Origin of the sequence: Streptomyces seoulensis (genome assembly GCF_022846655.1) — a bacterium.
In the GTDB taxonomy this organism is placed as follows: Bacteria; Actinomycetota; Actinomycetes; order Streptomycetales; family Streptomycetaceae; genus Streptomyces.
The window spans coordinates 3,681,876-3,694,409 of the sequence record NZ_AP025667.1; the positions used below are offsets into that span (position 1 = coordinate 3,681,876).

At 74.2% G+C, this 12,534-nt stretch carries 10 protein-coding genes; 6 read left to right on the forward strand and 4 right to left on the reverse strand.

The window, feature by feature from the left end; translation table 11 throughout:
- Positions 1–21 precede the first annotated feature (21 nt).
- Positions 22–1,050 carry a PHP domain-containing protein gene (locus HEK131_RS16960; protein ID WP_244335931.1) on the forward strand — a complete coding sequence of 343 codons (1,029 nt, stop codon included), beginning with the start codon at positions 22–24 and terminating at the stop codon, positions 1,048–1,050.
- Between the two features lie 177 nt (positions 1,051–1,227).
- On the opposite strand, the gene HEK131_RS16965 is transcribed toward HEK131_RS16960, so the two are convergent.
- Positions 1,228–2,517 carry an ROK family transcriptional regulator gene (locus tag HEK131_RS16965; protein ID WP_244335932.1) on the reverse strand — a complete coding sequence of 430 codons (1,290 nt, stop codon included), beginning with the start codon at positions 2,515–2,517 and terminating at the stop codon, positions 1,228–1,230.
- A 116-nt stretch (positions 2,518–2,633) separates the two neighbouring features.
- Positions 2,634–5,807 (reverse strand): bifunctional cytochrome P450/NADPH--P450 reductase, encoded by a 3,174-nt coding sequence (locus HEK131_RS16970; RefSeq protein WP_244335933.1) that lies wholly within the window; start codon positions 5,805–5,807, stop codon positions 2,634–2,636.
- A 206-nt stretch (positions 5,808–6,013) separates the two neighbouring features.
- Here HEK131_RS16970 and HEK131_RS16975 point away from each other — a divergent pair, with 206 nt between their 5' ends.
- The 5 genes from HEK131_RS16975 (at position 6,014) to HEK131_RS16995 (ending at position 11,021) form a co-directional block, all read left to right on the forward strand.
- Positions 6,014–6,694 carry a PAS domain-containing protein gene (locus HEK131_RS16975; RefSeq protein WP_254641339.1) on the forward strand — a complete coding sequence of 227 codons (681 nt, stop codon included), beginning with the start codon at positions 6,014–6,016 and terminating at the stop codon, positions 6,692–6,694.
- 107 nt (positions 6,695–6,801) lie between these two features.
- Positions 6,802–7,296, forward strand: a complete 495-nt coding sequence (locus tag HEK131_RS16980; RefSeq protein WP_244335934.1) for an FBP domain-containing protein — start codon at positions 6,802–6,804, stop codon at positions 7,294–7,296.
- Positions 7,297–7,391: 95 nt separating this feature from the next.
- Positions 7,392–8,651 (forward strand): FUSC family protein, encoded by a 1,260-nt coding sequence (locus HEK131_RS16985; protein ID WP_244452050.1) that lies wholly within the window; start codon positions 7,392–7,394, stop codon positions 8,649–8,651.
- Positions 8,652–8,696: 45 nt separating this feature from the next.
- The gene (locus tag HEK131_RS16990; protein WP_244335935.1) at positions 8,697–9,746 is read left to right on the forward strand and encodes a hypothetical protein; all 1,050 of its coding nucleotides are present in this window, start codon (positions 8,697–8,699) and stop codon (positions 9,744–9,746) included.
- 84 nt (positions 9,747–9,830) lie between these two features.
- Complete coding sequence (locus tag HEK131_RS16995) at positions 9,831–11,021, forward strand: lactonase family protein (RefSeq protein ID WP_244335936.1); 1,191 nt, start codon at positions 9,831–9,833, stop codon at positions 11,019–11,021.
- On the opposite strand, the gene HEK131_RS17000 is transcribed toward HEK131_RS16995, so the two are convergent.
- Positions 10,989–11,711 (reverse strand): DUF2470 domain-containing protein, encoded by a 723-nt coding sequence (locus tag HEK131_RS17000; RefSeq protein ID WP_244335937.1) that lies wholly within the window; start codon positions 11,709–11,711, stop codon positions 10,989–10,991. The genes HEK131_RS16995 and HEK131_RS17000 overlap by 33 nt on opposite strands.
- Before the next feature lie 107 nt (positions 11,712–11,818).
- Positions 11,819–12,424: a TetR/AcrR family transcriptional regulator gene (locus tag HEK131_RS17005; protein WP_244335938.1), complete on the reverse strand. Its 606-nt coding sequence runs from the start codon at positions 12,422–12,424 to the stop codon at positions 11,819–11,821.
- Between the last annotated feature and the right edge of the window lie 110 nt (positions 12,425–12,534).

A 12,534-nucleotide genomic window follows, 5' to 3' on the forward strand; every position in this document is an offset into this window, starting at 1 on the left:
GTGCGGAGCCGGGAGGTGGCCATGGAACCCGTCGCGGCGCTGGACCGGATCGCCTTCCTGCTGGAGCGCTCGCTCGCGCCCACCTACCGGGTGCGGGCGTTCCGGACGGCCGCACGCGTGCTCAAGGACCTCTCCGAGGACGAGATCGCCCGGCGGGTCTCCGCGGGGACGCTCCAGACGCTGAAGGGGATCGGCCCGAAGACCGCGAAGGTGGTCGAGGAGGCGGTGGCCGGAGAGACTCCCGCCTATCTGCGCTCGCTGGAGGAGGACGCCGGGGGCCCGCTGACGGCGGACGGCGGCGAGGAGCTGCGGGCGCTGCTGCGCGGCGACTGCCACACCCACTCGGACTGGTCGGACGGCGGCAGCCCGATCGAGGAGATGGGCTGGGCCGCGGCCGGGCTGGGCCACGAGTGGACCGCGCTCACCGACCACTCCCCCCGCCTCACCGTGGCCCGCGGCCTCTCCCCCGAGCGGCTGCGCGAGCAGCTCGGCCTGATCGAGACGCTGAACGAGCGCTGGGCGCCCTTCCGGCTGCTCACCGGCATCGAGTGCGACATCCTGGACGACGGCACGCTGGACCAGGAGCCGGAGCTGCTGGAGCGGCTGGACGTCGTGGTGGTGTCGGTGCACTCCAAGCTGAAGATGGACGCGGCCGCGATGACCCGCCGGATGGTGGCCGCCGTGTCGGATCCGCACGCCGACGTGCTCGGCCACTGCACCGGCCGGCTGATCACCGGGCGCGGCCGCCCCGAGTCCGCCTTCGACGCCGCCGAGGTGTTCGCCGCGTGCGCCGAGGCGGGCACCGCCGTCGAGATCAACAGCCGCCCGGAGCGGCTGGACCCCCCGAAACGGCTCCTGCGTGAGGCCGTGGCGGCCGGGACGCTGTTCTCGATCGACACCGACGCGCACGCGCCGGGCCAACTGGACTGGCAGATCCTGGGCTGCGCCCGTGCCGAGGAGTGCGGAGTGCCCGCGGAGCGGGTGGTGAACACGTGGACGGCGGACGAGCTGCTGGACTGGACCCGCGAGGGGCGGACACCGGCGTCCTGACCAGGCACCCCGCACGCGTGACCCGGATCACTCCGCCCCTCGGGAACGCCACCCCGTGGTTGTCCGTTGAACCAGATGTGGACGCGGGCCCGACCTGACCTGGACCCCGTCCGCTGATGGACCGCCCCGGTCGTGATTCCCCCGTCACGGCCGGGGCATCTTCGTGTCGCGGCCCCCTCAGCGCGGGGCGCGCTCGTCCAGCGCGGCCCGCCAGGCGGGCGGCCGGTCCTCGGGGGCCGGTTCGGCACGCCGGCCGCCCCGGGTGAAGAAATCAGCCAGCGGCAGGATGGCCGCGCCGACGGTCACCGCGTCGGGGCCGAGCCGCCCGAGCTCGATGGTGACCTGGTCCGCCGGATGCCGCAGCGCGTAGGTGGTCGCGTGGTGGCGTACGGCGGGCAGGAAGCGGGTGCCGAGCTGGAGCCCGGCCCAGCCACCGATGAGGATGCGCTCGGGCTGGAAGAGGTTGATCAGGTCGGAGAGGCCGGCGCCCAGGTACTCGGCGGTCTCCTCCAGCACGGCGAGTGCGACCGGGTCGGGCTCGGTGCCCCCGGCCGGGTAGGCGGCGGCGAGCATCGCGGTGAGCGCGGTCTCCTCGTCGGTGCCCTCGGGCGGGCGCCCGCCCTCCTCGCGCCAGCGGGCCAGCAGCGACTCGGCGCCCGCGTACGCCTCCAGGCAGCCCGGCGCCCCGCACCGGCAGCGGCGCCCGCGCACCCGTACCGTCAGATGCCCCCACTCCACGGCGCGGCCGTGCTCCACCTCGGGGGTGACCAGGCAGGCGCCGACGCCGGAGCCGAAGAGCACCACCAGGGCGTTGCGGGCGCCGCGCCCGGCACCGAACCACATCTCGGCCTGGCCGAGCGTCTTGGCGCCGTTGTCGATGAAGTACGGCACGCTCTCGGGGAGCTGGGAGGTCGAGCGGAGCAGCCGCTCCAGCGGGACGGCGTCCCAGCCGATGGTCTGGCCGTGCACCACGGCGCCCCGGTCGCCGGTGTGCTCGACGATGCCGGGCACGCCCACGCCGACGCCGAGCAGCCGTTCGGGTCTCGCGCCCTCGACGGCCAGCACCTCGGCGACGCCGTCCCTGATGTGGCCGGTGATGTCGTCCACGTCGTAGCCGGGCCGGGTCAACGGGCGCTCTGCGCGGGCGAGTTCGGTGAGGGCGAGGTCGAACAGCTCGACCCGGACGCGGGTCTCGCCGACGTCCACGCCGATCATCTGGCCGCTGTGCGGGGCGACGCGGAGGAGGGTGCGGGGGCGGCCGCCGTCGGAGTCGACGCTGCCGGCCTCCTCCACGAGTCCGTCCGCGATCAGGTCCGCGACGACGTTGCTCACCGAGCCGGAGCTGAGTCCGGTCGCCGGGCCCAGCTCGAAGCGGCTGAGCGGGCCGTCGAAGTACAGCCTGTGCAGCACGGCAGTGCGGTTGCCCCGCCTCAGATCGCGTACCGTGCGCCCGTTCCGCCCCGCCATGTGGCCCCTTCCGACCCGTGCCCGACCTGCAACATACCCTTCGGCGCAGGCCGGACACGACTTCACGGGCCCCCTTATTTCATGCTGTGAGATTTCCAGGGGGTGCGGGTGCGGGCTCAGCCGGCCGCGTACACGTCCTCCACGTAGCGACCGTCGCCGACCAGGTCGTCCAGCCAGGCCGACGCCGCCGCGTCGTCCGCGCCCGGCGTGCGCTCGCGGTACATCGCGCGGAACGCGTCGCGGACGCCGGGCGCCATGCGGGCGCCGTCGCCGCAGACGTAGACCCGCGCCCCGGCGCCGAGCAGCTTCCAGACCTCGTCGGCCTCGGCGGCGATGCGGTGCTGGACGAACTGGACGCCGTCGACGGGGGCCGCGCTGAAGGCGGGGCGCAGCGAGACGGCACCGGCGGCCTCGGCCGCGCTCAGTTCGGCGGCGTGCAGATAGTCGGCCTCGGGGGCGTCACAGCCGAAGTAGAGCAGCGCGGGCGGGAGTTCGGCACCCTGGGCGCGGGCTGCCGCCCGGTCCATGACGACGCCGCGGAACGGCGCGAGACCGGTGCCGGCCGCGATCAGCACGACGGGGGTGGAGGTGTCGGTGCGGAACACCTCGCGGCAGGGCTGGACCCTGGCGTACACGGTGTCACCGGCCCGCAGACCGGCCAGGTGGCCCGAACCGGTGCCCCGGTAGCGGCCGTTGCCGGAGCGGGCGGGGGCGTCCAGCACCGAGACCATGAGGTCGGCGTGGCGCGGGTCGGCGGCCGGGGAGGAGGAGACCGAGTAGTGCCGGGGGCGCAGCGGGGTGAGCATGTCGAGCAGGCGGGGCCAGTCGAGGGCCTCGCGCAGGGCGGGGTGGTCCTCCAGGAGTTCGAGCAGGGTGCGCGGGTCGTCGCCGGTGAGGGCGGCGAGGGCGGCACGCTCGGGCGGGCAGGGGTTGGCCTCGGCGAGCAGTTCGCGCTGGCGCGCGGTGGGCCGTTCCTGCAACTCGACGTGCCGGGTCAGGAGTTCGCGCACGCTGAGCGGGCGGTCCACGGCCAGGCCGTCGCGGCGCGGGCGGGTGGCGCGGATGTCGAGCAGCGCTTCGGGGTCGGCGCCGAGCGCGGCGAGGGCCCGCTCCACGGTCTCGGGGGCGTTGACCGGCAGCACGGTGAGGTGGTCGGCGGTGCGGTAGGTGACACCGTCGGGCAGGGCGACGCGCAGGAACCGCTTGACCCGCGGGTGGCCGGGCGCGGTGAGGTCGTACGCCTCGGTGACGGTCATCGGGACCAGCTCGTGCCGCTCGGCGAGGGCGTCCAGCGGGCCGCCGGTCAGGGCGCGGACCTCGTAGGCGGTCTCGGGCTCGTCGGCGGGGGCGGTGGCGTCCGGGTCGCCGTACTGCCGGAGCAGGGCGGTGCGCAGGGCGGTGGTGTAGTCGCGGACGGCGCCGGTGAGGTCGCCGGAGGCGTCGGCGGCGGCGCGCTCGGTGAGGCGGGTGGCGCCCAGCTCGGCGAGGCGGGCGTCGATGCGGGTGGGCATGTGCTGGTAGGTGGCGGCCCAGTTGCGGTCGCCGACGCCGAGCACGGTGTAGGTGACGCCGGTGAGGTCGTGCTCACCCTCCAGCCAGGCGGCGAAGGCGATGGCGTCGTCGGTGGGGCGGCCGTTGTAGGAGGCGGCGGCGATGACGACGGGCCGGTCGGTGGGCAGGCCGTCGGCGTACGCGTCCAGCGGGGCCACCTCGGTGGCGGCGCCGAGGGCGGCGGCCTCGTCGGCGAGCTGTCCGGCGAAGTCGCGGCAGGTGCCGTAGTTGCTGCCGTGCAGGAACAGGGCGGCGGTGCCGGGGCGGACACGGGCGGGGAGACCCAGCGTGTCGGTGTCCTCGGCGGCCTGCGCGGCGACGGCGCCGGGCAGCGAGGAGTGGACGCGGTCGGCGTCGGTGCGCGGGGTCAGGGTGAGGGTGAAGCCCTCGGGCTTGAGGGTGAGCGTCTCCTTGATGTCCAGCTCGTAGCCGGCGTGGTCGTGCAGCCGGTAGCGGTGGACCAGCATGGCGAGCAGCATGGTCGCCTCGTGCAGCGCGAACTGCCGTCCGATGCAGGCGCGTTCGCCGGTACCGAAGGGCTTGAAGGCGTGCACCGGGCGGGCCGCCTCGGCCTCGGCGGTGAAGCGGTCGGGGTCGAACAGCTCGGGGTTGTCGCCCCAGACGGGCTGGCGGTGCAGCATCGGCACGAGCACGCTGACGGCCTGCCCGGCGCGCAGCGGGACCCGACCGCCGAGCAGGGTGTCCTCGCGGGCCTCCCGGCTGAAGGCGGCGGCGGTCGGCCACAGCCGGAGCGCCTCGTTGAGCACCTGGCGGGTGTAGGTGAGGCGGCCGATGTCCTCGTAGGTCGGCTCGGGGTCGGCGGCGTCGCCCCACAGGGCGTCGGCCTCGCGCTGGACCAGGCGCAGCGCGGTGGGGTGCTTGGCCAGGTAGTACAGCGCGAAGGACATCGCGCCGGAGGTGGTCTCGTGGCCCGCGATGAGGAAGGTGATGACCTGGTTGCGGATGTTCGCGGTGTCCAGGGTGGTGCCGTCGGCGGGGTGCTGGGCGCTGAGCATCAGTCCGAGCAGGTCGTCGGCCTCGCTCTGGTCGGTGCCGGTGCGGGTGGCGATGACCTCGTCCACGACTCCGGCGAGATAGTCGGCGTCCTTGCGGAAGGCGGCGTCGGCGGCGGAGTAGTCGCCGCCCGGCACGCGGGCCAGGCGGGTCATGCTCCACTCGAGGCAGCGCACCATCGACTCGACGAAGGGGTGCGGCTCGGCGCGCTCGAAGGAGCCGAAGTCGTAGTCGAACCCGGCCAGGCCGATGGTGTCGAGCGTCATCCGGGTCATGTCGTCGGGGACGTTCACCGGCTGTCCGGCGCGGGCGGCGCCGTCCCAGGCGTCGATGAGGCGCTGGGCCACCTTCAGCATCACCGGGTGGTAGGAGCGCATCGAGCCGAGCGCGAAGGCGGGCATCAGGATGTCGTGCGCCTTGGCCCAGTTCGGCTCGTCGTTGTACGCGGTGAACAGGCCGTCGGCCGCGAAGGCGCGCACGTTCTCCAGCGCGGGCCCGATGTGCTTGGCGAACCGGTCCTCGTCCGCCAGGTCGGCGATCAGGTCGGCGTCGGCGACGAACAGCGCGTCCCGCCCGTGCAGGCGGCGCACCAGCACCGGCCCGTGGGTCCGCATCAGCTCCATGACCTGCTGGATGGGGGTGCGGGTCGGCCCGGTGGCGGAGATGTCGACGACCGGCACGCCGGTGACGACGGGGGGCTCGGGGTGCGGTGCGGTGGGGGGCATGGCGCGGCAACTGCCTTTCGCGGGGCGGGACTAGCGATTCGCGGGGGGCGGGACTGGCACTGTCCAGCGTGCTCCAGCGGTGGGGCGCGTCGACGCCTGGCCACTACACGAACGTGCAGTGGAAAGTCGGCGGGAGCACTTGCGCACCGGCTCGGAGCTTCCCCCGAAGTTGCCGCTGACCTGGGTTTTCGTCTTGGATGACCTGGATGGCGGCGGGACGGCTCGGCACCTTGGAGGCTGGCGTGGAATGGGGCCTGGCGGATGCCGTGGTGTGGCGCAACAGGGCCCTGACGCTCTTCGACCGGGTGGCGGTACCGGTCGCGGTCTGCGACGTGTACGGCCAGGTGGTGCTGGCCAACCCGGCCATGGCGGCCGAGTGCGGTACGACCCCGGGGCAGCTCCGCGGCCGTGACGTGCTGGAGCTGTTCCGGCCGCAGGAGGCCGGCCAGGTGGAGCGGATCGCCCAGGCCCTGCGGCTGCGGCACCGCTCCCGCTACCAGGTGTCGGTGAGCTGGAGCGCGCCCGGCGGGGTGGAGCGGTTCGGAGAGCTGACCGCGGACCCGGTGAGCGACAGCGTGGACGCGGTCCCGGCGCTGCTGGTGATGCTGCGGGTGCTCGGGGAGAGCGGCCCGGACCCCGTCCCCGAGCCGGAGCCCGTCACCCCGGTGGAGGGCGCGGTGCTGGCGTTGCTGGCCGGGGGCGCCACGACCGACCGGGCAGCCCGCGAGCTGGGGCTGAGCCGGGACGGTGTCGCCTATCACCTGCGCCGCCTGTCCGCCCGCTGGGACGCGGCCAACCGGACGGAACTGGTCGCCCGCGCCTACGCCTTGGGCGTACTCGCGCCGGGGGTGTGGCCGCCTCGGGTACGGGGAGCCGAGGCGGAGTAGGGCCGCGGGCGGAAATTCCCTTGGCCCGGCACGCCCGCGCTCTATACCCTCGACTCCCGAAACCTAGACCCCCTAGGCTCACGGCTACAACAGAAGGGCTCCTCCCGATGCGACCCCTCACCGAGCAGGACATCCGCGCCTCCTTCGTCAACTGCTCCAAGGGCGACGCCAAGAGGCTGGCGATCCCCCGCGACCTGGGCGAACGACCCTGGGACGACCTCGACTTCCTGGGCTGGCGCGATCCGGGAGCGCCCGACCGCAGCTATCTGGTGCTCGAACGCGGCGAGGAGCTCGTCGGCGTCGCGCTGCGCTTCCCGACCGTCCGGCGCGGGTCCCACCACCGGAGCATGTGCTCGGTGTGTCTGACGACCCATCGCGGCGGCGGCGTCTGTCTGATGACCGCCCGCAAGGCGGGCCCCGCGGGCCGTGAGGGCAACTCCGTCGGCGTGTACATGTGCGCCGACCTGGCGTGTTCCCTGTACGTCCGGGGGAAGAAGGTGCCGGAGTCGGGGAGCAGGTTCGAGGAGAGCCTGACGGTCCCGGAACAGATCGCCCGCGCCGAGGGAAACCTGACGGCCTTCATCGATCAGTTGTACGCCTGAGGGCACCCCTTTCGCGTAGACGCTGCTCGAACGGCCCCGTTCGGCGCGGTTACGGAAAGGGAAGACGCCAAAGGATGCCAGACGTACGGAAGTGGATGGACGGGCCGCAGCGGCGGAAGTGGGCCGACGCGCTGCGGCGTCTGCTCGCGCGCCGCCGGGAGCCGGTGGTCGTCCAGACACTGCGGTCGGCCGCCGCGGCCACGGTCGCCTATGTGATCGCGCTGCGGCTCAGTCCGGAACCGGCCCCGCTGACCGCGCCCCTGACCGCCCTGCTGGTCGTCCAGGTCACCTTCTTCGCCACGCTCACCAACGGCATCCGCCGTGTGAACGCGGTGGTGACGGGCGTCCTGGTCGCCATCGTCTTCAGCCTCCTGGTCGGCCTGACCTGGTGGAGCCTCGCCCTGCTGCTGGTGGCCGCGCTGAGCGTGGGTCATCTGGTGCGCGTGCACGAGTACGTCAACGAGGTGGCGATCAGCGCGATGCTCGTGCTCGGCGTCACCACGGTCGGCTACACCGCCTGGGCGCGGATCGTGGAGACGCTGATCGGCGCCATCATCGGCATGGCCTGCAATCTGCTGCTGCCGCCCCCGGTGTGGATCGACGCGGCCGAGCGGTCGATCGAGTGGCTGGCCCGCCGGGTGCGCCAGCTCATGCTCCGGATGGGTGAGGAGGCGGCCGGCGCCATCCCCTGGCAGCGGGCGGCCGAACGGCTGCACGAGGCACGGCGGCTGGACCACGACATCATCCAGGTGGACGCGGCCCTGCGGCAGGCGGAGGAGAGCCTGCGGCTCAACCCGCGCGTCAAGGAGGGCCTGCTGCACCGGGTGGTGCTGCGCACGGGCCTGGACACGCTGGAGATCTGCACGGTCGTCCTGCGGGTGCTGGCCCGCTCCTTCACCGACCTGGCGAAGTCACGGGGCGCCAAGGAGCTGTTCCCGCCGCCGATCGGGGCGACCGTGGAGCAGGTGCTGTCCGAGATCGCGGACGCGGTGGTGAGCTTCGCGGTCCTGGTGACCACCGATCTGAGCGCCAACGCCGAGTCGGCCGAGGCCCGGCTGACCGCCGAGCTGCACACGGCCGCCGCCACCCGCGACCGGCTCGCGGAACAGCTCCAGACCCATGTCGAGGAGGACTGGGAGGACTGGCAGTTGCTCGGCGCGGTCCTGACCGAGGTCAGCCGGATCATCGACGAGCTGGACACCGAGCACCGCAGCCAGCGCCTCCTGGAGGAGCTGGACCGGGTGTCGCGCCAGCAGCGCGCCAAGATGCCCCGGGTGAACCGCCTGCGCCAGCGCCTGGGCGTGCAGGAGGACCTGTGGCGGAACCGCGCGGGGGTCGGCGGGCGTTCTGGGTGAGGGGACACCGGGCCGGACCGGTGCCCGAACCGAGGGGGCGGACCGATGGCCGAGCGGGCCGGGGTGCGGATCGACGGGAACACGCTGCGGCTCGGTGGCGGGGTGGTGGTGCGGTTCGTGCGCACACTGCGGCTGCCGGAGCGGGGTACGCATCCGCTGCCGCCGGGGCTGGGTGAGTTCCCGCTGCGCCGGGTGGCGGACTTCGCAGGCCGGGTACCGGAGGAGTGGCGGGCGCGCGGTGGCGTGCTGCTGCCGATGTACCTGCGTGAGGCGATGTGGCTCAGCTTCGCCGGTACGACGGAACCTGCCGCGCTCCAGGTCGGCGTCGGCAAGGTGTGCGCGGTCTCCGGCAAGCCCTGGCTGGGCGAGCTGGCGCGCGACCCGCAGAACTACGTCACGCTCCCCCGCCAGCCCTGGCTGGACGGCATCAACTCCGGCGAGGGCACCGTCCGCCAGTTCGTCGCCGTACCCCTCGGGCTCGGCGCCACCGTGGAGGGGCAGGTGACCGGCGAGGAGACCTGGGGCGGGGTGCAGTTGCAGGCGTTCGGGCTGCGCCCCGAGGCGCTCGCCCGGTGGCGGGCGGCCGAGCGCGCCCGGTCCGCGCCGCTCGCCGGGGGCTACGGCGCCCAGCCGGCCTTCGCGGCCCCGCCCGCCTTCGCCGCCCCGGCCCCCGGAGGTCCCCCGCCGTCCGCCGGCGCGGCTCCCCGGCAGGCGGCGGCGATGGGCCTGGGCGTGGGCGGCTCGATGCGCCAGGAGGTGTACCGGGACGAACGGCCCGCGGCGGACTGGTCCGGCACCCCGGCCGGGCGGGTCTTCGTCCACCTGGTCACCCCGCCCGAATGGCGCCGCATCACCGGCGAGGAGCCCCCGCCCTCGCCCGTGGACCGGGCCGCGTACACCCGGGCGGGCCTGCCCTGGTTCGACCACTACGACGACGAGGCCGCCGACCTCTCCCCCGCCGACGCCCTGAAGGCGGTGCGCCCGGTGGGCGACTGGCTGGGCGACGACCCGGAGCCCTGGCAGCAGCCGTCGCCGGGCCAGGTGGTCCCCCTGAAGGACGCGCCGGGCGAGCCGGTGACGGACGGCGACTGGTGAGCGCCCGCCCCGCCTTGCCTTCGGCGGCCGGTCCGCGACAGGGTGGCCGGGACCACGGTGACGGGTGAGCACTCAAGGGGCGGCATGGACAGGGCAGCGCGGGCGGAACGGGACGGCTGGAGCAGGCGGCGCTTCGTCGGCGCCATGGCGGGCACGGCCGCCGTCGTGACGGTGCCCGCACCGGCGGCGCCGCTGCCGGAGCCCGCTCCGCGGCCCCGGCACGAGCCCCACCGGGCCGAACCGGGGCCGCGCCCGCTGTACCTGGGCACGTACACGTCCGTCGAGGGCGGCGGCAAGGGCGTGTCCGTGGCGACGTACGACCCGGTCTCGGGCTCGATCACCGACGCGGAGTCGCTGGCCGAGATCCCGGACCCGTCGTACGTCACCGTCCACCCGGACGGACGGACGCTGTACGCGGTCGACGAGCGCGAGGACGGCGCGGTCACCGCCGTACGGCTGGCGGACCGCGAGGTGCTGGGCAGCCGGAGCACGGGCGGTTCGGGGCCCTGCCACCTCTCGGTGCACCCGAGCGGCCGCTGGCTGCTGAGCGCGAACTACGGATCGGGCAGTGTCTCCGTGCATCCCCTCGACGCCTCGGGCGCCCTCGGCGAGCGCACCGCGCTGGTCACCCACGGCAGCCCTGCGCCGGGGCCGGATCAACAGGGCCCGCACGCGCACCAGTTCATCACGAGCCCGGACGGCGGCCATGTCCTCGCCGTCGACCTGGGCACCGACACCGTCTACACCTACCGGCTGGACGCGGAGCGGGGCACGCTGACCGAGGTGTCCCAGGCGCACACCAGGCCGGGCGCGGGCCCGCGCCATCTGACGTTCCATCCGGACGGGCGGTACGCGTACCTCGCCAACGAGGTCGACGACACCGTGGCCGTGTGTACGTACGACGCGGCGACCGGCCGGCTCACCGTGGGCGAGCCGCAGTCCTCGGGCGCGAGCGGGGGCACGACCAACTACCCGGCCCAGTTCGTGGTGACCCCGGACAGCCGCTTCGCCTTCCTCGCCAACCGGGGGCACGACAGCGTCGCCCGGTACGCCGTCGAGGAGGACGGCGCCCGGCTGCGGCTGCTGGACACGGTGCCGGTGGACGGGGACTTCCCCCGACAGCTCGCGCTCACGCCGGACGGCCGCCTGCTGTTCACGGCGAACCAGCGCTCCGGCACGGTGAGCGTGTTCCACGTCGACAAGGACACCGGAGCGCTGCGCCCGGCGGGCGAGCCGTTCGCGTCACCGGTCGCCGTCTGCGCGGTGCCGCTGTAGGGCGCGCGGGCAGGCAGCGGCGGCCTGGGTGAGCAGCGCGTGCATGCGCTCGGTGAGCTGCGAGACGTCGTCGGCGGGCGTGTGGAACGCGAGCCGTACGTCGCCGTGCGCGCGGGTGCGCTCGATGCGCAGGGTGAGCCCGTGCCGGTCGACGGCGAGCGGTGCCACCCGGGTCACGGCGTGCAGGCTCTCCGGCCGGACCAGCCGGGTGAGCCGCTCCACGGCGTCCGGGTGGGAGTCGGCGAGGTGGGTCAGCAACTGCGCCTCGGCGGTGGCCAGCGGGTCGGGGCGGGCGGCCGCGAACTCCGCCGGCTCGATCAGTACGGCCCCCGTGGGCTGGCGCAGCACCACGCGGGTGGGCCGGAACAGCAGTCGCGCGCCGCGCTGCGAGAAGAAGCCGGCGAGCCACAGCCGGGCCCGGATGCGTCGGCGCACCGGCACAGGGGCCACGTCGGCGAACTCCAGCACGGCGGTGGGCTCGCCGCGCGGGGCGCACAGCGCGGCCGCGAACAGGGCGCTGTCCTCCGGCACGTCGAGCAGCACCGCGCCGTCCCCGGTCACGGTGTGCGCGCCGACGTACTCCTCGCGGGCGCCGTCCGCGGTCACCGCGCACGACCACGCGGTGGCAAGGACCGACCGCGCCCGCTCCGCCGCTCCCGGTTCCGCCGCCCAGTCCTGCGTGTCACCCATCCCGAGCCCTCCTTAGGTAAGCCTTGCCTAACCTATCGAAGATCCGGGCGTACGCCAACCACACCGCACCGATCGGGTGACACGAACAGGCTTCCGGGAAGGCGGCGTCAGGCGATGGCGCCGAGCAGCGCCCGCGCGCACAGCTCCCGCACCTGGTCCCGGTCCGGTTCGCCCTCGCGCAGCCACTCCAGGCAGACGGCGGTGGTGAAGGCGAGCCAGCCACGCACGGCCAGCCGGGCTTGCGGGGAACCCTCGAAGGCGATCCCGAACTCCGGGTCGGCCGCCAGCGCGGCGAGGATCTGCCGCTCCTGCGCGGCCAGCGCCCGCTGGTAGACCCTGCGCACCGCCTGGTCACCGGCCGCGTCGGCGCGGTGGAAGGCGCGGAAGCCGTGGGCGTGCGTCTCGACGTACCCCAGATAGGCGTCAAGACCGGCACCGAGCTGCTCGCGGACGGGTACGCCGGGGACGGCGGCGGTCATCCACAGCATCCGCTCGCTCTCCCGCTCCACCACGGCGGCGAAGAAGTCCCGCTTCGTCGGGAAGTAGTGGTACAGCAGACCCCGTGAGACCCCGGCGATCTCGGCGACCCGCTCGATCCACACGTCGTCGTACGGGCTCTCGGAGAACAGGCGGGCCCCGACCGCCAGCAGTTGCTCGCGGCGCTCCTCGGTGCTCAGTCTGCGCCGGACGCGTTCCCCCTGGTTCGCGGGCATGCCGTCACCCTACTGGACACCCGCGACGGCACGTTGCTTGACGTCGGTTCAGTAGGCGGACCAGACTGCCAGCACTATTGAACTCGCATCCAACACGCGAGTGGTGCAGG

What these genes read in the sequence shown, in the direction of transcription:
- HEK131_RS16960 (WP_244335931.1), top strand. Translation starts at nt 22, where the DNA reads ATGGAACCCGTCGCGGCGCTGGACCGGATCGCCTTCCTGCTGGAGCGC.
- HEK131_RS16965 (WP_244335932.1), bottom strand. Translation starts at nt 2,517, where the DNA reads ATGGCGGGGCGGAACGGGCGCACGGTACGCGATCTGAGGCGGGGCAAC.
- HEK131_RS16970 (WP_244335933.1), bottom strand. Translation starts at nt 5,807, where the DNA reads ATGCCCCCCACCGCACCGCACCCCGAGCCCCCCGTCGTCACCGGCGTG.
- HEK131_RS16975 (WP_254641339.1), top strand. Translation starts at nt 6,014, where the DNA reads ATGGCGGCGGGACGGCTCGGCACCTTGGAGGCTGGCGTGGAATGGGGC.
- HEK131_RS16980 (WP_244335934.1), top strand. Translation starts at nt 6,802, where the DNA reads ATGCGACCCCTCACCGAGCAGGACATCCGCGCCTCCTTCGTCAACTGC.
- HEK131_RS16985 (WP_244452050.1), top strand. Translation starts at nt 7,392, where the DNA reads ATGGACGGGCCGCAGCGGCGGAAGTGGGCCGACGCGCTGCGGCGTCTG.
- HEK131_RS16990 (WP_244335935.1), top strand. Translation starts at nt 8,697, where the DNA reads ATGGCCGAGCGGGCCGGGGTGCGGATCGACGGGAACACGCTGCGGCTC.
- HEK131_RS16995 (WP_244335936.1), top strand. Translation starts at nt 9,831, where the DNA reads ATGGACAGGGCAGCGCGGGCGGAACGGGACGGCTGGAGCAGGCGGCGC.
- HEK131_RS17000 (WP_244335937.1), bottom strand. Translation starts at nt 11,711, where the DNA reads ATGGGTGACACGCAGGACTGGGCGGCGGAACCGGGAGCGGCGGAGCGG.
- HEK131_RS17005 (WP_244335938.1), bottom strand. Translation starts at nt 12,424, where the DNA reads ATGCCCGCGAACCAGGGGGAACGCGTCCGGCGCAGACTGAGCACCGAG.